General features: G+C 40.5%; 13 protein-coding genes. All 13 read right to left on the bottom strand.

What is annotated here, in order from left to right:
- Positions 1–36: 36 nt before the first annotated feature.
- The 13 genes from M5J74_RS16395 to eboE all read right to left on the bottom strand — a co-directional run bounded on the left by M5J74_RS16395 (position 37) and on the right by eboE (position 19,632).
- Positions 37–2,235: an anthranilate synthase gene (locus M5J74_RS16395; protein ID WP_371934048.1), complete on the bottom strand. Its 2,199-nt coding sequence runs from the start codon at positions 2,233–2,235 to the stop codon at positions 37–39.
- 226 nt (positions 2,236–2,461) lie between these two features.
- Complete coding sequence (gene eis, locus M5J74_RS16390) at positions 2,462–3,637, bottom strand: enhanced intracellular survival protein Eis (RefSeq protein ID WP_250012467.1); 1,176 nt, start codon at positions 3,635–3,637, stop codon at positions 2,462–2,464.
- A 230-nt stretch (positions 3,638–3,867) separates the two neighbouring features.
- Complete coding sequence (locus M5J74_RS16385) at positions 3,868–5,217, bottom strand: polysaccharide pyruvyl transferase family protein (RefSeq protein WP_250012465.1); 1,350 nt, start codon at positions 5,215–5,217, stop codon at positions 3,868–3,870.
- Between the two features lie 54 nt (positions 5,218–5,271).
- Positions 5,272–6,249, bottom strand: coding sequence for an O-methyltransferase (locus M5J74_RS16380; protein ID WP_250012463.1), 978 nt, complete (start codon positions 6,247–6,249; stop codon positions 5,272–5,274).
- A gap of 26 nt (positions 6,250–6,275) precedes the next feature.
- Positions 6,276–7,574 carry an ABC transporter ATP-binding protein gene (locus tag M5J74_RS16375; protein WP_041463176.1) on the bottom strand — a complete coding sequence of 433 codons (1,299 nt, stop codon included), beginning with the start codon at positions 7,572–7,574 and terminating at the stop codon, positions 6,276–6,278.
- Positions 7,575–7,588: 14 nt separating this feature from the next.
- Positions 7,589–8,419, bottom strand: a complete 831-nt coding sequence (locus M5J74_RS16370; protein ID WP_015155148.1) for an ABC transporter permease — start codon at positions 8,417–8,419, stop codon at positions 7,589–7,591.
- A gap of 19 nt (positions 8,420–8,438) precedes the next feature.
- A complete protein-coding gene (locus tag M5J74_RS16365) occupies positions 8,439–10,268 on the bottom strand; it encodes a glycosyltransferase (RefSeq protein WP_250012461.1) in 1,830 nt (609 codons plus the stop codon).
- 45 nt (positions 10,269–10,313) lie between these two features.
- A complete protein-coding gene (locus M5J74_RS16360; RefSeq protein WP_250012455.1) occupies positions 10,314–12,188 on the bottom strand; it encodes a glycosyltransferase family 2 protein in 1,875 nt (624 codons plus the stop codon).
- A gap of 94 nt (positions 12,189–12,282) precedes the next feature.
- A complete protein-coding gene (glf, locus tag M5J74_RS16355; RefSeq protein ID WP_250012453.1) occupies positions 12,283–13,419 on the bottom strand; it encodes a UDP-galactopyranose mutase in 1,137 nt (378 codons plus the stop codon).
- Between the two features lie 463 nt (positions 13,420–13,882).
- On the bottom strand, positions 13,883–16,162 hold the full coding sequence (locus M5J74_RS16350) for an NACHT domain-containing NTPase (protein WP_250012451.1): 2,280 nt from the start codon (positions 16,160–16,162) through the stop codon (positions 13,883–13,885).
- Positions 16,163–16,247: 85 nt separating this feature from the next.
- Positions 16,248–17,639, bottom strand: coding sequence for an alkaline phosphatase family protein (locus M5J74_RS16345; RefSeq protein ID WP_250012449.1), 1,392 nt, complete (start codon positions 17,637–17,639; stop codon positions 16,248–16,250).
- Entirely contained in the window at positions 17,639–18,259 is a 621-nt protein-coding gene (locus M5J74_RS16340) for a glutathione S-transferase family protein (protein WP_015155142.1), read from the bottom strand. Before M5J74_RS16340 ends, M5J74_RS16345 begins: the two co-directional genes overlap by 1 nt.
- Positions 18,260–18,405: 146 nt before the next feature.
- Positions 18,406–19,632 (bottom strand): metabolite traffic protein EboE, encoded by a 1,227-nt coding sequence (gene eboE / locus M5J74_RS16335; protein WP_250012447.1) that lies wholly within the window; start codon positions 19,630–19,632, stop codon positions 18,406–18,408.
- Positions 19,633–19,669: the final 37 nt, after the last annotated feature.

The raw sequence follows: 19,669 nt of genomic DNA, 5'->3' as shown, positions 1-19,669 counted from the left end.
ATTAGTTACTAGCTACTCGCAATTACCCATTAACCATTACCCAACAACAACAGATTTTGATGCTTGAAGATTGGCATAGTTGCCAACAATATTTTTGACAATTTTTAAGCCGATGTCGCTGTTTAGGGTCATGATTGATTCGGGGTGAAACTGAACTGCGGCAATTGGCATTTCTCGATGCTCGATGCCCATAATTACATCATCATGAGAAATTGCTGTAACTTTTAAATCTGGGGGTAAGAGTTTCGGTAGCGCAAATAATGAATGGTATCTACCGACTTCAAAGGATGTGGGTAAGTTCTCGAACAAATGAGACTCTGAATCTGTAACAAAAACGCGAGAAACTTTGCCGTGTTGAGGATAATTCAGTACTCCTAGTTCTCCGCCAAAAGCTTCGACAATTCCTTGTAGTCCCAAACAAACGCCAAAAATCGGAATTCGTCGATTGACGCAGGCTAAAACTGTTTCTGGAACGCGAAAATCCTTGGGTCTACCAGGACCGGGCGAAAAAACTACCAAATCTGGACGCTCGGTGTCGAAAAATGTTTCGCTAAAGCCGTGGCGTAGCGTTTTGACGATCGCCCCAGTTTGACGAATGTAGTTGGCGAGGGTGTGAACGAAAGAGTCCTCGTAGTCAATCAGCAGCACGTATGGACGCTGGTGCGGGCGATCGCTTATTAATTCTTTTATTTCACTTGACAAATCGTTACCGATTTGCTGGGCGCGGTTGATGGTTTCAAACATGGCAGCAGCTTTCGTAATAGTTTCTTGCGCTTCTGCCTCTGGAATTGAGTCATACAAGACGGTAGCGCCAACTCTGACTTCGGCGATCGCATCTTGCAATCTAATCGTGCGTAAAATCAGCCCTGTATTCAAGTTACCGTTGAAGTTTAACCAGCCAACTGCACCACCATACCAACGCCGAGAACTAGGTTCGTGCCGTTCGATAAACTGCATTGCTGCACGCTTGGGTGCGCCTGTCACCGTTACTGCCCAAGTGTGCGTTAAAAAGGCATCTAAGGCATCAAATTCCGGTCGCAGTTGTCCTTCTACGTGATCGACTGTATGAATTAGATGACTGTACAATTCGATTTGGCGGCGACCGATCACTTGCACCGATCCAGGTTCGCAAATCCGCGATTTATCGTTGCGATCGACATCAGTACACATCGTTAGTTCGGCTTCATCTTTGCGGGAGTTGAGCAACTGACGAATTTGTTCCGCATCTTCAATCGCATCCTGTCCGCGCTCGATCGTGCCGCTAATCGGGCAGGTTTCAATATGCTTACCTTCCACCCGCACGAACATTTCTGGAGAGGAACCAATTAAATATTCGTTACCTAAGTTAAAAATAAATCCGTAGGGACTGGGATTGACTTGCTGTAATGTTTGAAATAATTGAGCCGGAGATGCTTCGCAAGCAGCAAAAAAAGTTTGGCTGGGAACAACTTCAAATAGATCGCCTCTTTGAAAGTATCCTAGTGCTTCTCGTACCAGTTGAGCATATTCACCAGGGGCGCGATCGCAATCTTGGGTTGGAGTTAGATGTTGACCCTTGTAGTCCATAGATTCACCTGTACGCGGTAAACCTCTGGTGCTGCTGTTGTCTATCTCAAACTCATACTGATAGCGAAACGCCGTTTGTTGATAGCGATCGACAACGACGAGTTCATCTGGCAAATATAATACTAAGTCTCGTTGGTCTGTGGGACGAGAATGCAACTTTGGCATTGACTCAAACTGAAATACCAAATCGTAGCCGAATGCACCATACAAGCCTAAGCGATCGTCTTCGCTACTGTGGAAAGTATGTAACAACCGACGAATTACGGTGAAAACAGATGGTTGCCTGCTGCGTTCTTCCTCGGAATATATTCTTTCGGCTAATTTAACCGTGCCAACAATACAATTGTTTTCTAGCTGGACTGTTTCTAATTGTGCGTCTTCAGATAGACGCGCTGCCAAATATGGTAATAAAACCACGCCGCGATCGTTATGCGCCGTCAGAGTAAAAGTATTCTCGCGGGTAGCAAGTTCCAAGGGTGGATTGACAAAGCCAATCGCCCATCGCTTGTAACGCCCAGGATACTCATAGCTACTCGTCAATACCCCTCCCCGCTGAGAATTGAGTTGCAATAACACCTCTGCGATCGCAGAATCGACCGGAATCTCGGTGGTAGAGTAAGAAACGCGAATACCGCCTTCGGTTTTATAGCAATGGGAATCAGGTATCATACGGAGAGCTAAAAGATATTTGGGATGCAAACAGGGATTGATGGAGTGATGCGTGGTGCGTGGTAATTGGTAATCGATCGCTAATAACTTTGTACAGACGTTACATGTAACGTCTCTTTTATTTTGTCCGTTAGAGAAAAGCTTATAAAAATCCAGCAAGCCTTACTATGAGAATTGTTTCGATAGGCTTGCGATTTTTTTCGATCTTGCTAAAACAGGACTTTCACTAGAAGAAATCAGGCATCCAGGGTGATGAATTAGCAAATAAAGCCGTTGCTGTGGCGATCGCTGATTCCGTAGCCTGGAGATATCCCATTTGCTGTAGTTGCTGGGGAGTGAATAAGTTTGTATACAACGGTGCTAAACCGCGTACGTCTAACTTCATCTCACCTTTACCACCTCTTGTCACCTCACCCCGTCCGTTGGCTACAGACAGAATAAACTTGCCCTGATTTGCGTCTAACAGATCGTCTTGGACTTCTAAGTGCAACTCTGATTCGACACCAGAGGGATAACCCCGTGCGGCTAGAGCTTTTTCTACATTAATAATTCGCAATACCCAACGCTCAACAAACTTGGGGTCGAGGGTTTGCTCTGGTAGTAATAAGCTCAAAGATTCAACTACAGAACCTCGCCACTGTACCTTATTGACCATTGAACGATGTTTAGCAAGAAAAGCCCAAAAACTTTTAGCTGCTGCTGTGGTAAGAATAACCCAATCTCTCACCACCAAATAGGATTCATTTTCTCCTCGGCGTTGCCGAAAGATAATATAACCTTGGGGTTGGTCTAATGAACCTAGCAAATAAGCATAGATGGTTTCTTTTTCATCTGGCTGCATCAGTCTTTGCCAAATCGCTTGATGACGTTCGAGATTACCATTATTTGACTTTGCCTGCTGCTGATAAAGCTTTTGCCATTCAAAGTTCTCTAGTGCTACAGGTATAGCAGGTAGCGGCTGCTCTATTATCTGAATACTCTGAGTTGGAATTTCCCAGCTACAATAGCTTCCACCTTGTTCGTAACCAGCTTTTCTGTATAAGCGTTGCGTAGCTGGATAAAGTACCGAAAGCGGCATTCCACTCTCATGCAGTTCCCGTACTACATTTTGCATCAGAGCGATCGCTGCCCCCGATCCCCGATGTTCTGGCGCAATCCCCACGGCTGCAATGCCTGTCATCGGCACGCAGACACCACCATACCACTGCCCCATCGGCAGCAGCCCCAAACCTCCCACAACTTCTTTGGCTTGCCGGATAACGCGAAAATTTTCTACCCCAATCCTGTTAAGGTATGACTCGGTATCGCTGGGAGAGCCGATAAAACATTGTTCGATAATCTGCCCCAGTTGCCGCTTCTCTATCTCATCTGTCAGCTTGCCGTAGGTGAATTCATGAATCATGAGTTTGTTACTAGCCCGCAACAAACTACAATTATACTACATAAGGTAGCAATGCCCATCCTACGTGTATTTCATCGCAATTCTCGGTTGTGTGGATGACATTTGTAGGGGCGCTTTCTCTGTGCGCCCCTACCAGACGTGCATTGCATCCAATTGAGAACCGCTATCAAAAATCAAAGAGCAATGCCCATCCTACGTGTATTTCAAAAATCAAATAGCGATTATATCTATCAACTCAAAATACTTCTATAAGCATCTACATATTCTTGTTTCATTGCTGCATACATCTGCTCTAATTTATTTTCTCCCGATGTATGAGCATTAATCGCTACATTGACAACCTCGGCTAAATCTTTTTCCAATCCCAACTCATCGAGTGATAATACGAGTGTATCTTTGCTCAGAAGTTGCATAACTCCTACTATTTTCTGTTTGTAATAACTTCCAGAGTAAATTCCCACAGTAGGAATATTAAACAGAGCTAGGATTATATTAAAGTGGTAAGCACAACCGATTCCTACACGAGCGCCAGCCAAGCGACTTAAAAAACTGCGCCATCCCTCTTCATAAGGATCGCGAATAACTAAACTATTTTGATAATAGCGATCGAGGATTTCGAGTAAGTTGCGATCGCCTGGACCCGGTTCTCTACCAAAACAAAAGTATTCTGGTTGAGAATTTTGATTATCTAGTAACTGTTTAAGATAGTTTTCTAAACTAATTTTAATTAAATTGTAGTTATAGTCTGGAAAAGATTTCAGATTAATAGCTGTAATAGAATTTGAACTACGATTGTAATTACGTTGCTCGAATTTTAGCTGAGCGAGTGTAGGTAAAAGCAAAATAACATCGTCGCCTAAAACTTTAGTAGCTACGTTAACTTTCAAGCTTTTAATTATCGACAAAGACTCCAGTTCTCTCACAAACAAATAATTAAACTTTTTGACAAAAAGCTTAAAAATTAAGAGACTTGCTCTACTTTTAAAAGGTCCTAAACCCAAACCCGTACCAATAACTTTTAGATGAGGATTGAAACTGCGTGCTAAGCTAATAGTTATGTATTCATAAATAATGACTTCTAGCCACCGTTCGTTAAGATATCCTCCGCCTATGTAGTGAATGACATCTAGTTGCTTTAAAAAATTAATATATTCTTTGGTAAACAGAGCTTTTTGAAATAATTTATATGAAATGATGTCGGTAAAAATAATAATTGCGATCGCCACTAATTGACAAAAGCTTAAAAAACGCGATTGTTCTAACCATTCTCCTCTCAAAACATGTCCGAGGAGTTGGTGTACGACTAAGGGAAATTGAATCGGTATTCGCAACTGTTCTAGTTTCAAGTTAATTCGGTAAATGATATCCGACCACTCTACCGAATGCTTTAACTCTAAATCGCTATCAAATTTGAGTTGCGATCGCGATTCAAAATTCTTCGAGCCATATAATTCTAAATTTTCTCGGGTTAGTCTCAGATGCTTGCTGAAAAATTCTAGAGTTGAGATGAGTAAAAGATCGTCTCCAAAGTTATATAAATTGTAAGCACCTCTGAGATAAATCTTTTTCTTTTGATTCATAAAAATGCTTCCCCCAGTTTTTTTGGGGGTTATAGAGGAGCGAATAATAAGAATTTAAAAGATATTCTTCTTAATAAAATTACCCAATGGCTTATCTTTGATTCCTTGCCACAAGGCTGTATTTTTTAGCTTGGTACGTAATTCCAAACTTTTATCGTGGCTCACTTTACGAATTACCGCCATACCGTAATTAACTGGACTTGTCTTGACTTCCATTAACTCAAAATGAGGAGAAGTTTTAATGTATTTATCGATAACATATCGAGGACCATCCCAGTTGCAATATTCTGGATAAATGTCATGCAACACGATATATCCGCCAATCGCTACATGAGGGTAAAAAAGTAGAAAATCTTTTTCGCATCCTTCTTTGGTATGATCTCCGTCAATATAAATAAAATCTATAGGTTCGCTCAGAATTTCATGAATTCTTTCTCCTACGGCTACAGAGTTCGATTTATGAAACTTAACTCTATGCGCTAGTTGGGCATTTGCTACAGAATTTTGAGCGTATTCTAGTGGATTAGGTAAGTAGGCACGATGATAGGGGGGAGCGGGTATGATATCCTCAAATAGATCGATTGAATTAATCTTTCCCGCGCCTCCAGTTTGTTCTAAACCAGCAGCTAGCCAAATTGTAGAAATTCCTGTGAAACAACCAATTTCTACTACATTTTTTGGGGCAATATTGCCCGTAAGAGATTTTAAAAACTCTCCTTGCGATGGCGAAACAGAAGCAGGATAAGTAAATTTTTCCCGATACATTTTAACTAGAGTTTCTGCCCACGCATCAGGACTATTTTGTAAGTACTCTGGTATTTCGTAACCGAGACTCTCATCGTTAATACCTGGAAATAATTCCTCAATTAACTGCTGAACTTCATTTTTTTGTAAATACAATTGTCCGCTAATTTGATGTTGCTTTAAGTTCCTATCTGTAGCAATTTGAGCAATACGATCTGGCGTAATTTGAAATCTATGAGATAAGTGTTCGAGCGAATACAGATCGTTCGTGACAGATTCTACAGCCATAGTTATTTTCCTAAGTAAATTAAGGCTTAAATTATTTGCGTATTAGAGAAGGTATTAGCCGAAGTTGTAGACCAATCAGCATTAACTAAAAACTTGCAGAGGTTAGGAATACCCGGATTACCCGTACCAAAGAAATCACCTCCATCTACGCTAACATTCGCAGCGTCTTCTATGTGGTCGAGTACTTCTCTATCGGCGTGAGCTAGATGTAATGTTACCCGATACATACCTTGAACTAAAGGAAAATTCTTAACCCGGCATAAAATATAACCTCGGTCGGAATTCAGCGTGAGGTTATGATTTGTAAAAGTACTTTTTAATAAAATGACTCTAACGCCGCGCTCGTCAATCAAATCTACACAAACAACGACGTTATTCAAACGCTCTCCTGTATTATTTGAATAGCCAATTGCAAAATCATAGTTTTTTCCCGATTGTAATGCTGGTTCTTCTTCGCCTTGTTCGTTTAAAAGTTTAAAACTAGAAACTCTTATTCTTCCCGAGCCACTCCGATCTCTTCTTTGACTTAAGGGAAGTTCTTTAGCTGTACCGTAAGCTTTTTCTAGGTAAGCTCTGACAACTTCTTCAGAACTAGCATTTAAACTAACAATACCAGATTCAAGTAAAACACCTCGATTGCAGAGAGATTCTACCGTACTCATGCTGTGACTGACGAATAAAATTGTCCGTCCTTCTCTGGCAACATCTCCCATTTTTCCCAAGCATTTTTTCTGAAACTGCACGTCGCCGACTGCCAGTACTTCGTCTACAATTAAAATTTCTGGTTCTAAGTGAGCCGCAACCGCAAAAGCCAGCCGCACGTACATCCCAGAAGAATAGTATTTAACTGGAGTATCTAAAAATTTCTCGACTTCAGCAAAGGCAACAATTTCATCAAATTTCTGTTTAATTTCAACTCGACTCATGCCTAAAATAGAGCCGTTGAGAAAAATATTTTCTCGACCTGTAAGTTCATGATGAAATCCCGTTCCTACTTCCAAAAGACTCGCGACTCTCCCTTGAATCCAAATCTCTCCTTTGGTAGGTTCGGTAATTCGGCTCAACAGCTTCAAAAGTGTAGATTTTCCCGCGCCATTGCGACCGACAATTCCTAAAACATCGCCTTGTTTCACTTCAAAAGAAACACTTTTTAAAGCCCAAAATTCTTCTTTAGCTGAACTATTAGCTGTAGATTTTGCTAAAAATTTATGTTTGATAGATTTGGCAGTACTAGCGATCGCATCCCGTAAAGTTGAGTTTGGCTGCTGATGGCTGATGAGATATTTCTTTCCTAAATCTTCTACCCGTAATACAATATTAGACACGCTCTCAATCCCCACTAAATAACATCTGCGAAAGTACGTTCGGTTTTCCGAAAGTACCAAATGCCGCTGGCTAAAAGTACGGCAACTAATATTGTAGATAGAATAAATCCAGGTAAATAAATGGTTGATGTGCCGCTTAACGTTGCCCAACGAAAGCCATCAATCACCCCTACCATTGGATTTAACGAGTATAGCAAGCGCCATTTTTGCGGGATAATGCTACTACTGTAAGCAACTGGCGAAATATAGAAACCAAACTGAACGATAAACGGTACAATGTGCCGAAAATCTCGGTATCTGACGTTTAACGCTGCTAACCACAATCCACCACCAATTGCAGCGGCGATCGCGATCGCCGTAAAAAATGGTAGCGTTAAAATTCGCCAATCTGGGACAAAATTGTACCAAATCATCAACGCTAATAGCAGCATCCCAGAAATTAATAAATCTACGAAACTTACAATCACCGAACTAGCCGGAACAATTGCCCGAGGAAAATAAATTTTAGAGACTAAATTAGCATTATTAATTAAACTGAGGCTAGACTCTGATAAAGAGTTAGCAAAAAACTGCCAAGGCAACATGGCAGCAAATACAAGCAGTGGATATGGTACGCCACCAGAAGGTAGTTTTGCTAAGTTCCCAAAAACAAAGGTAGAAATTAACATTGCTAAAAATGGTCGAATTAACGCCCAAGTAATGCCAATCGCTGTTTGTTTATAACGGACTAAAATATCTCGCCAAGCTAAGAAGTAAAATAATTCGCGATAGCGCCATAAATCTTGCCAATATAATGCTTCCGTGCGTCCTGCTTTAATTGTTAATTCTTGCGGTTTCGTCTGCATACTGTCGCTTCTTCGTTTCCTATTTTGATTCTTCAAGCTTGAGATATTGTTGCCAAAAACTCATGGAAGTCAATTCAGGCGCAGCAGTTTTCCATTCTCTAACAATCGCCGACCATTTTCTAGTACTTATAATGACAATCTTAAGCCAGCGTATTATTAAGTTAATTCCAATTGGCTTATCTAATTCGTTTTGTAATAAACAACTATTTTCTTCTCGATAAATAGTCACTTTCTTTTTCCTAAAAACGCGACTAATCGTCCCAGCATGAGCGCTGTTTTGCCAAAGCATGACTTCGCCATCGCTATGAATAAAATTTGGAAGTAAATGACCGTTAATCGTCAATAAACTTGCTAATTTCTGCCAAATTTTAGCTTTCGTTCTGGGTGGACTAAGCTCAGTATCCAGATAATAGTTTGGCTGTAAAGTTTGAGTCTTGTAACTTTTGCTCAATTGAACTATTTCTTGGTGTAATTTTTCGGGAGAGTTCTTTTTGAGAAGATTTGGTCCTTGAAGGTAATCTTCAAAAGCTCTGACTATCATCTCGGCATAATTGTATTCAAATATTAATAGCGCGTAAATTAAATCTTGAGTAAATTTAAACAGCGTGTTCGTATACTTTATAGTTCCATAAATAGTTCGTGCAATCAGATTATTGCGAGTGTAGTAATAACCATCCCATACGATAACTTTGCTATAAAATGGTTCGTGCCAAGCAGCAATAGATGGAAATGCTACAATCTGCTTACCCAGCCGCCTTTTTATCCTGAGACCGAATTCCATGTCATCTATCTTAATAAAGAAAGGTAGGAGAAATCCGATTTCCTTAACAAACTGACTGGGGACAGCGAAAAACCAAAAACCCCCGTAATCTATATCATCTTCTGATAAGAGTAAGTTCAGAGACTCAGTTTTTTGGAGTTCGAGATTGTGCTTAAGAGGAGCAACGCGAAACGGTGCTTTTTTAAAGCTTTGCGGGTCTTTATCGTATGCGGCTCCAGCCTCATATAAAATATGTTTTTTATATAAATCCAGCATACTACCAGCAACAGCAAAATCTTCTTTAGCGTATTCGTAAATGCCGAATAAACGATAGATTGCCTCTGTATCTAGTAAGATATCGTCGTCCATTAATAAAAGATGAGTGTAGCAGTCGGATTGTAAAGCTGTCACCATTCCTTTTGTAAAACCACCACTTCCTCCCAAATTTTCATTTGGAATTAACTGAAGTTTGGCATCAGGGAAATCATCTTCATTTAAGGTTTGACCGTTATCAACTACAAAGATTTGCCAAGACTTATTCGCTAATAAAGGATCTTGAAAAATTGTCTTGACTGTATTTTTGATATATGCTTCTTTTTTAAAAGTACAACTAATAATTGCCAGCGAAATATTTCTCACAGGTTGTTCTTCAGTGACGATCGCTCCCTCTACAAATATGCCGCGATCGCTCAAGCACTGAATTTCTAAATAAATTCTGCCTTGAGGTGTATGACTTTGCTGGAGAGTAGGTAAGGCAATTCTAACGCCATCTGTCATTTGGCACTGTTTGAATGTCTCTTGTCCGAGTAATTCTCGCTCTCGTTCGTACCCTTCTCTATAAACTGAAACTTGAAAATCACCATTTAGTCTCAACAAATAGTAAAGCGAATTTAGATTTGTATATTTAGCATAATAGCTTTCATAAAAAGAATTGAAATAAGAGTTAGTTGAAACAATCTCATTTTGCGCCAGAGAGATCTTTCCTATCTCGCAGTCTACATCAATACCCCCAGTTTTACTGCTGGCAAAGTATAAGTTGAAAGTGTCCTCCGTTTTCGGAAAATTAATGCGATTTACTACGTAGTACATACATCCTCTATCGACTTAGAAATTTCTCTTGCGCTCAAATGAATTTTAAACTACTAAATCCTGATGCTCAGATTTTTCTAAGCTCGATTTTTCTAAATTGAGATATCGCCGCCAGAATTGCAAAGAGGTCAGTTCTCTTCTTGCCTGCTGCCATTCTCTCGTTACCTTCGACCATTCAATTCGACTTTTCATTGCAATTGCAATCCATCGAACTAGCAACTTGATTCCCCTCGATTTGTCAAGCTCATTTCGGTATAAACATTGACCTCCTTCTTTAAAGATGAGAATTCTTTTCTTTCTAAAGGCTCGCGATCGCCGATCTGCATGTTCGGCTGTTTGCCATAGTAATACATCTTTGTCTTGTGTAAAAACGTTAGGGAGAAAATGACCGTTGAGAGTTAATAAACTGACAATTTTTTCCATGAAAGTAGCCGTCGAGTCTTGTTCTGTTTGGCGGTGGGATGGTAAGTTATGATATTGGATATGTTGAGTTTGACAACTACGATCGAGTTTAACAATTTGACTGTGCCACTGTTCGGGATCGGCGTGCTGAAGAATTTTTGCCCCTTGGAGATAATCTTCAAAAGCTTGAATAAGCATTTGAGCGTTTTTATAGTCAAAAACTAACAAACTGGAAACAATAGCTTTCGTAAAATGTGCGATCGCATCTGCATACCTTAAAGTTCCATGCATGGCTTGAACGATCGAGTCGTTCCGGTAATAGTAATAGTTCCAAATTGAAGATTTCGCGAAAAAAGGTTCGTGCCATACTGCAATCCCCGGAAAAGCTACAATTACATCGTTGCCAAACCTCTCTTGAACTCTCAAACAAAATTCAGTGTCATCTACCTTAAGGAATAAAGGTAAGAGTAATCCGACTGATTCAAAAATTGTTCGCGGGACGCTCAAAAAGTAAAAGCCTGCCGAATCTATTGGTTCTGCTTCAATCAGAAGATTGAGATTGCTGACATTTTGCAAGTCGAGATGATGATGTAATCTAACTATATTAAATGCTTGAAAATCTCTATTGTGTAGTGCTTTATTATACAAAGCGCCTGCTTCATATAATTGATGCTTTTGAGATAAATCGAGCATACTACCAGCTATAACTAAATCGTGTTTGGCATATTCGTTTAAGGTAATAACTCGATAAATGGCTTCGCTTTCTAGCTCTATATCGTCATCTAATAACAAAATGTGAGAATTGCGATTGCTGCTCAAGGCTTCAACGATTCCTCTCGTAAATCCACCACTCCCACCAATATTTCTCTGACTAATTAATTTTGTTTTGCGATCGCTAAACTCCGAGTGATTCAAAGTTCCAGCATTATCTACAATTAAGATTTCTATCGATTTGCTCTGTAATAATTTATCCTGTAAAATAGTTTTGATAGTTTTTTTGATAAAAGCTTCTTTTTGAAAAGTACAAGCAACAACTGCTAACGAGACTTCGCGTTCTGGTAATTGTGGAGTCGCTAGAAAGCTTTCTCGTAGTTTTCCCGATTGACTCAAGCATTCTAATTCAAAATAGATTCTACCTCGCTCAGTTTGTATTTGTTGTAGCTCAGGTAGCTCGATTTCTGTTGCCTTGCCGATCTTGCAGTTGAGAAATTTTTCTCGACTGAGTAATTGACGACAATTTGCTTCAGAGACAATAGTAAATATTTCTCTATAAACTGAAACTTGAAAATCTCCCTCTAGGTTCAGCAAATAAAAAAGTCGATCTAAAGTCGTGTACTTAGTGTAAAATGTTTCGTATAAAGAATTGAAGTATGAATTAGTAGAAATAAATCCTTGTAGAGCAAACACCACTTCTGGAGTCTCTGCACTATAGTCGATTGCTGCTTTGTCGTTGCATTGTAGATATAATTTAGCAACTTCTGCCGATTTTGGTAGTTTTGTTCTACCTACTATATGCATGAAATCTCCTACTGAGTTTTGATTCGCGGGCTTTAACTCCTGTGAAGCTGGGGGAGGATTGAGTGTTTAAATTCCAATTCCCCCACACGCCGTTCTAAACGCGCGCTAATTCTCGATTCGCTTTTTCTGACGTATCGTCGCCAGCTTCTACGATTTTCTTATAGACCATCAGCGCTTGAGCCACTACTTGATCCATGTTGTAGTACTTATAAGTTGCTAGCCGTCCTACAAAATGTACTTCTGGTGTCGCATCGGCTAACGCCTTGTATTTTTTGTAAAGTTCGGTATTTTCCGGTCGCGGTACGGGGTAGTAAGGATCGCCCTGGGCGCGAGGAAACTCGTAAACGATACCTGTTTTTAAATGTTCTTGCCCGGTGAGGTACTTGAACTCTGTAACGCGAGTATACAGGTGTTCGTTAGGGTAGTTCACGACGGCAACTGGCTGATGCACGGGCGTATTGATAGTTTCGTGCTTGAATTCCAAAGAACGGTATGGTAACTTGCCGTAGCGATAGTTAAAGAACAAGTCAATGGGACCTGTATAGATCATCTTGCTAAACGGTATGACATCTAGAATTTCTCTGTAGTCAGTGTTCAGCATCACCTTAATATTGGGATGAGATAGCATCTTCTCAAACATGCGGGTAAAGCCGTGTAGTGGCATGGCTTGATAAGTATCTGTAAAATACCGATTATCGCGGTTCGTGCGCGTCGCCACCCGGGAAGTCACCGACTTATCCAGTTCAGATGGGTCCATATCCCATTGCTTGCGCGTGTAGTTGCGGAAGAACTTTTCGTAGAGTTCTCGACCGACCTTATTCACGACAACATCTTCAGAAGTGCGAATGTATTCTTTGGGTTCTGCTACCGAGGCAAAGAAATTTTCCAGCTCAAAAGAAGTGAGACTCAATCCATACAGCCGATTTACCGTATCGAGGTTAATTGGAATCGGGACTAATTGACCGTCTACGCTAGCCAGTACGCGGTGTTCGTAAGACCGCCACTGAGTCAATTGCGAGAGGTACTCGAAAACGTCCCGAGAGTTTGTGTGGAAAATGTGGGGACCGTATTTGTGAATCAGAATACCATCCTCATTGAAGCAATCGTAAGCATTGCCACCTATATGCGATCGCGTATCGATTATCAGAATTTTTTTGCCTAACTGACTCGCCAGTCGTTCTGCTAAGACGCTACCTGCGAAACCCGCTCCCACAATTAGGTAATCAAACATTACGATCGATAGCTCCTTTTAATTTCCATTTTCTGTAGAATTCGATATGAAATATCTCAAAATCTTTGAAACATTTTTGCTGCTCGTAACAATCGCTAAATTAATTGATTCAGCATCACTAGAAAAGCAGTTTGGTTAACCAGTCTCACCTTAGTAGCTACCTCTCACGCCCTTCTATCATATTTCTATTTGCTATTTGCGATCGCACATATTCAGTAGGCTATATAGTTTTCCTACAAGCTCACTTCTATCGAAAGGGTGAGATTCGCAATATTTTTAAGTATATTAAATTACGCTAAAATCAAATCTATTTTTTGTTTACTATTTACCAATATAATTGATGAGATGGTAGTTATATACTCCAAATCGTATAGCGATCGCGATCGCTCAATTCTATGTTTGGTAATCAATTATACAAACTCTGATTTGGCGCGAAGCTGCAAAAGTACCTTGACTCAATGTCCTACTCACTAGTTTCAATTAATGGCAATAACAGCGTATGCTCGATTTTTTCTCGAACTTCACGACTCACAAATAAACTAGTAGTTAAACATTTTGCCAATAATAAATTAGCATCATAATATTGTTTCAATATTTGTTTCTGTTGCTGGCTGAACTGCCAATTATGCCCAATATTGCGTTTTAACCGGATTCGTTGTTTTAAATGCTCCGTCCAAGCTTTACCATTAACTTGCCACCACTGCTGAAACTGTTGTTTGTTTCGACCTAAGTTGGATAACTGCTGTTTCATTTTTTGCAACTCTCGTGCTAGCTCTGGTTCGCTATTACGAGCGCGAAATATTGCCCGGTTTAATACTCTTTCAATCATGCGTTCTGGATCGGAAACGCGATGTATAGATTCAGGCAAAAGCAGAGTGCGATCGAGAGCAAGATCGAGAGCAAGACTAGGTTCAAGAGTGCGATTAAAGTTAACTTCTAAAGTTCTAGAAATCTCAAAAGTACTACCAAAAAGAGATAAGATATGAGCGAGCGCTAAATCGTAATAAAAAGCTTTAACTGTAGCAGATTTGCTATTAACAGATGCAGCGGCTTTGCAATTCACCCACTGTAAAAATCTTTGCAAGCTGGGTTCTAATATTAAATTGTCAGTTTTTTGCTTCATCATCAATAGGAAATAATCAGCATTTTTTAGCATTCCTACAGTTAATAAAGCAACCTCTCGCCATCTTTTATCTGTAACTAGGCGATCGCTCAGTCGTTCTAACGTTAAATTTAATGTTTGAGGCGGAGACTGAGCAATTTTTCTAGCTGTAAAGTACTCTTGAAAAGTTAAATGAGAAAATGAATAAATTCCTCGCGCTCGTTCTACCAATAATCCATGTTGGGCTTCAATCGACTGGAGTATTGCTGTACTATCACACAAATCTATTTTTTCTCCCTGCAAGACGGATTCTACATAGTTAATAATATACTGCTCTAGTTCTTGCTGTTTTAAAAAGTATTCACCTTTGACAAAAGAGGTAAATGCGATGTGACTGAGTAATTCTTCTTTATGTTGCGTTGATAAGTTTTGATAAATTTGTTTCCGTTCAATGTTGCGTTTAGCATCCCACTTTCTTAAAAGAAGATCTACCCCTTCTCGATAAATTTCTAATCGACTAGCAGGAAGATTAGTTTCTTCAAAGATCGAGCATAATAAAGTAAGTAGTAAGGGATTATTTGCCAATTCTCGAATCGACGCATTACACCTTAGTGTCTGTAAGAACTTGGGTATTTTATCTGGTTTTTGAGCAAACCATTTGCTAGCAAATTCAGCAATATTATTATCGTTAAAGTCTCCCAACTCTACTTCTACAAATTCTTCAATAGTAAACTCTTGAGCTGCTGTCCGACAAGTAATTATAAAGCGATTACGGTCGAACTGATTGTAAAAGCTATTAATTGCAATTAAAACTCTTTCGCTATCTATATCTCTAACTTCGTCAAGTCCATCTAATAAAACTAGCATTCTACCTTGTACTAGCAGATCTTTAGCAGCATTTGGTTCGACTCCATAATTATCAAAAATTGTTGAAATCCACTCTAATAGCGTTGGGTGATGTTCTAATTCGGTAAAAACTTTTAAGCTAATAAAAACTGGGATCAGATCCTCAAATAATCGTCCTTGAATACACTGAATTGCGATATATTTTAAAAAGGTAGTTTTGCCAGAGCCAGGGTTGCCCAAAATCATCAATTTGGGATATTTTTCAATCGCTTTTATGCCTGGAATTAGCTGGGAAATATCGGGATAAAAATGCGAGCGTTTCGAGTGGCAATCGAGACGAACACTTAGTAAATCGTTGATACTTAAGCGTTGGTTTCTACCAATCTTCTCTAAAACATTTACGTTAGTAAAAACATCATTTAATTTAGTAGGCTGAGACATATTCAGGATGCGCACGATACCGCACTTCGATTCAATATAGGTGCGTGTTTTTTGCCTAACATCTTTTACAAGCGTCTCAACATCATCTTTTGAGGTAACAATCAACTCCTCTAAACTAAATTCATCATCTGGTATTTCCGCGATCGCTTGCCAAGGTAATTGTAACTTCTGACAAATTTTGTGAAAGTTCTCCCGTCCAATCGGTTTACCAACGAAAAATTTTTGTACCGTAGCGCGAGAGATTTCCAATTCATCAGCAAGAGAAAGTTTAGACTCAAAATTGAGCAGTGATTGGTTAGCACGACTAATACCGATAGTAGATGCTTTGAGCGATCGCCCAGCCCTTTTTCCCATTACAAAAACCTTTATCAGTTATCAGTTATCAGTTCTCAGTTATCAGGGAACGGGGAACAGTTGTCAGTTAATTCTAACTTACGACTTACGACTTACGACTTACGACTTCTTCAAGATGCTGAAGTATTGACCAAAAAACTTCTGTTGGTTCGAGTACTTCGCGATCTTCTAGCAAGTCAGGTTTTTGTGTAATCAAAAGTGGACCTTCACTCAACCCTGTATGCATACCATGACAACCACCGACAAGCGATCCATCTAGAGGAATAACATTCATGAGGTAGCGGAAACCTAACTGCTTTTTGAGCAGAGTTAAGCCTAATTTCGCTCGGGGAAACTTGAGCTGAGGATCGAGAAACATTTCGACGGGATCGTAACCGGGTTTGCGGTGAATGTCCACTGTCTTAGCAAAATCGGGAGCGCAGCTGTCGTCCAGCCAGTAATAATAAGTAAACCAAGCCTTCGAGTTGGCGATCGCAATGAGTTCCCCCGAGCGCGGATGATCGAGATGGTAAGCTGATTTATCTGCCTCATCTAAAACTCGCTCGACACCCTCCGTTGCTTCTAGTATGTCGCGTACCTTGGGGATGTAGGCTGGATCGTTAACATAAACATGGGCAATTTGATGGTCGGCAACCGCAAAGGCTATACTTGCACCAGCATCCAGTAATTCCCGCCCTAATTCTTCTCGTACTGCTAATAAACCATTTTCCCGCAGGATTCGATTTAAGTGAACGGGTTGAGACACGGATGTAATCCCGTACTCGGACACAACTATAACTTGAGTGTTGCGCGCTTCATAGAATTGAATCAAATCGCGACAAACGGTATCAATTTCTTGTAAATCTTTTGCCACCAAACTTGCATCAGCGCCGTACTTTTGCAAGCAATAATCTAAATGAGGCAAATAAACCAGCGATAATGTGGGGCTATAGCGATCCTCCACCCATTTTGCTGAATTAGCAATCCATTGGGTAGACGCTATCGAAGTGTTAGGACCCCAAAAATTAAATAAGGGAAATTGACCTAATTCAGTTTGAAGTTGCGATCGCAAGTTAGCTGGCTGGGTGTAAATATCGGGAATTTTTCGACCATCAGCAGGATACATCGGTCGTGGGGTAACGGCATAATCGACCGTGGAGTACATATTGTACCACCAGAACAAATTCGCGCAGGTAAATGTAGGATCGTGCGAACGCGCCACTTCCCAAATTTTGGGAGCCTGAATTAATTTGTTAGACTGTCGCCAAAACTTGATTTCGCCCTCGTCTCGAAAATACCAACCATTACCGACAATGCCATGTTCGTTAGGATATTTCCCTGTTAAATAAGTCGCCTGTACCGAACAAGTAACCGCAGGTAACATCGATTTAACAGGAACGACTCGCCCTCGCGCCGCCCAGTTGGACAAAAACGGCGTATGCTGTCCTAAAAGGTTGGGTGTTAAACCGACAACGTTGAGTACAACAGTTTTTTTCATTAGCATTTAGCTTTATGTCGCGACGCGATACTTTTTTGAAATGCCGCTCTTGCAGTTAACCTTTGCACGTATTCCAAAACAGCAGGATATAAATTTAAATCTACCTTGGACATTGTTTGCTTGATGTCGTTTACCACATCTGGATAAGCGCTGACATCCATTCGCATCATAATAGGAATATAAGCCAAGAGCGCACCCACTGCTACATCTGCTATAGTAAAACGATCGCCTGTTAAAAAAGGTTGTTGTTGAAGAATTTGATTAATCGCTGTTAATAATTCTGGGACCTCGTGGAGATTTTCTTTAACAAAAATTGCCGACGAAAGTGTAGAATTACCGAATAAAATCCATTGATTTAAGAGCGATCGCCGTTCAAAAGTTATAGGTTCGCCATACTTTTCGGCAAGATACAGTAATATCGCGCCAGATTCCCATAATTGAAAATCTCCATCTGCGATCGCTGGTAATCTTCCCATCGGATTGATATTCAGAAATTCAGGCTGTTTGTGGTCTTGAGCCTGCATATCTAACTGTATGTATTCATAGGGAATCTGCAATTCTTCTAAATACCATTGCACGATTGAAGCACGGCTAAGAACGCCACCGTAGAGTTTTAGCATGATTAGAGGAGAGTGGAAACTAAAAAGGACAAGGGGGAACTCGGGGACCCCGCGACCGGAGGGAGTGGGGATTAGGGGGCAAAGGGGGACAAGGGAGCCGAGGAAACTATGAGCAACTACCAACTACCACTGATAACCAATAATTGTTAACTAATAACTGTTAACTGATAACTGACAACTGATTCATATTCGCGTTGAATTGAGCTGACTAAATCTAGTTTCATATCTTCTGGAAGAACATCCCAGGTGTAGGTTTCAATTTCTAAACAGCTGCAAATGCGCTCGCGTTGCAATAGTTCGAGTACGGTTTTAATGTGGTCTTGGGTAGACTGCAAAAATTGATAGTCGCGAATAAAAATCGGGACGTGAAAGTGAATCCGCAACTCGCAAGCTGGTATTTGCTCTAAATCGGGTAAGGCAGTGACTAAATCGGAATATCGATAAAGTTTACCATTGCGATCGCGGGCGATCGCTTGATGGAGATAGGTCGATTCCGCAAACGGACGCAACTTTTCTACAACCTGACGACGCTGTGCGGCTGGTTCGGGAACGATTAGCTGTAAAGCAGAACTGAGTTGAATCTTCCCAATTTGAATTCCTGCGGCACGAAATCTTTGAAATACAGTCGCAGGTTCTTCATATTCCACGGCAAAATGGCAAGTGTCGTAACAAATTCTGACGTGTTCTAGTAAGTGTGTTTCGGCTGCGGCTAAAGAAGTGCCTAATTGCTTTGCTAAATATCTTCCCCCTACGGGCAAAAGTTGTGTCTGGAAATAATTAATCACTTCGGCAGAATTTTCAACTAATCCATCCGGTTCTGGTTCTAAATCTAGATGCAACAATTTACCCGTTTCGGCACGAACACGCACCATTTCTGCAACAACTTGCGCAATGTGAATGCTGGCAATCCTGTAAACAAATGCGCGAGTCGTTGAATTTTCTTCAAACCAGGGTTTATATGATAGTGGTAATGTGGAAATACCACCATCTATCCCATCTGGCAACAACTCCGCCAGAATTCTTGTCAGTCGCAACGTGTAATTCAACCGCTCTAACATAGACCAATCGGGAGCATAAACCCGATCTTTCACCACTTGATGATGAAACCCGCCATAGGGAAAGCCATTCAAGGTAAAAACATATAAATTGCGATCGCGCAGCCACGAGCGTAATTCAATTAGATTATTTTCTACTAATAGTTCCCTAGCCGCCACATCTGCCAAACGCAACCCAATCCCAAATGGTTTTTCAGGAGCCAGCCGTTGCTTCAATGCGGGAATGTACTGCTGGAGGTTAGCAAAAACTTGGTTCCACCCCTCACCAGGATGAATGTTAGTACAGTAGGTTAAATGTAAATTACGATCGATTTTCATTAGTGGTAATTGGTAGTTACGCGATGTGGAACTTTAC

This window comes from Chroococcidiopsis sp. CCNUC1, from assembly GCF_023546805.1.
GTDB lineage: Bacteria > Cyanobacteriota > Cyanobacteriia > Cyanobacteriales > Chroococcidiopsidaceae > Chroococcidiopsis > Chroococcidiopsis thermalis.
This window is presented reverse-complemented; position numbering and strand designations above follow the sequence as displayed.

Excerpts from the sequence above, each read along its gene's own strand:
- M5J74_RS16360 (WP_250012455.1), bottom strand. The coding sequence starts at position 12,188 with ATGCATATAGTAGGTAGAACAAAACTACCAAAATCGGCAGAAGTTGCT.
- M5J74_RS16380 (WP_250012463.1), bottom strand. The coding sequence starts at position 6,249 with ATGGCTGTAGAATCTGTCACGAACGATCTGTATTCGCTCGAACACTTA.
- M5J74_RS16340 (WP_015155142.1), bottom strand. The coding sequence starts at position 18,259 with ATGCTAAAACTCTACGGTGGCGTTCTTAGCCGTGCTTCAATCGTGCAA.
- M5J74_RS16350 (WP_250012451.1), bottom strand. The coding sequence starts at position 16,162 with ATGGGAAAAAGGGCTGGGCGATCGCTCAAAGCATCTACTATCGGTATT.
- M5J74_RS16365 (WP_250012461.1), bottom strand. The coding sequence starts at position 10,268 with ATGTACTACGTAGTAAATCGCATTAATTTTCCGAAAACGGAGGACACT.
- M5J74_RS16370 (WP_015155148.1), bottom strand. The coding sequence starts at position 8,419 with ATGCAGACGAAACCGCAAGAATTAACAATTAAAGCAGGACGCACGGAA.
- M5J74_RS16385 (WP_250012465.1), bottom strand. The coding sequence starts at position 5,217 with ATGAATCAAAAGAAAAAGATTTATCTCAGAGGTGCTTACAATTTATAT.
- M5J74_RS16345 (WP_250012449.1), bottom strand. The coding sequence starts at position 17,639 with ATGAAAAAAACTGTTGTACTCAACGTTGTCGGTTTAACACCCAACCTT.
- glf (WP_250012453.1), bottom strand. The coding sequence starts at position 13,419 with ATGTTTGATTACCTAATTGTGGGAGCGGGTTTCGCAGGTAGCGTCTTA.
- M5J74_RS16395 (WP_371934048.1), bottom strand. The coding sequence starts at position 2,235 with ATGATACCTGATTCCCATTGCTATAAAACCGAAGGCGGTATTCGCGTT.
- eis (WP_250012467.1), bottom strand. The coding sequence starts at position 3,637 with ATGATTCATGAATTCACCTACGGCAAGCTGACAGATGAGATAGAGAAG.
- eboE (WP_250012447.1), bottom strand. The coding sequence starts at position 19,632 with ATGAAAATCGATCGTAATTTACATTTAACCTACTGTACTAACATTCAT.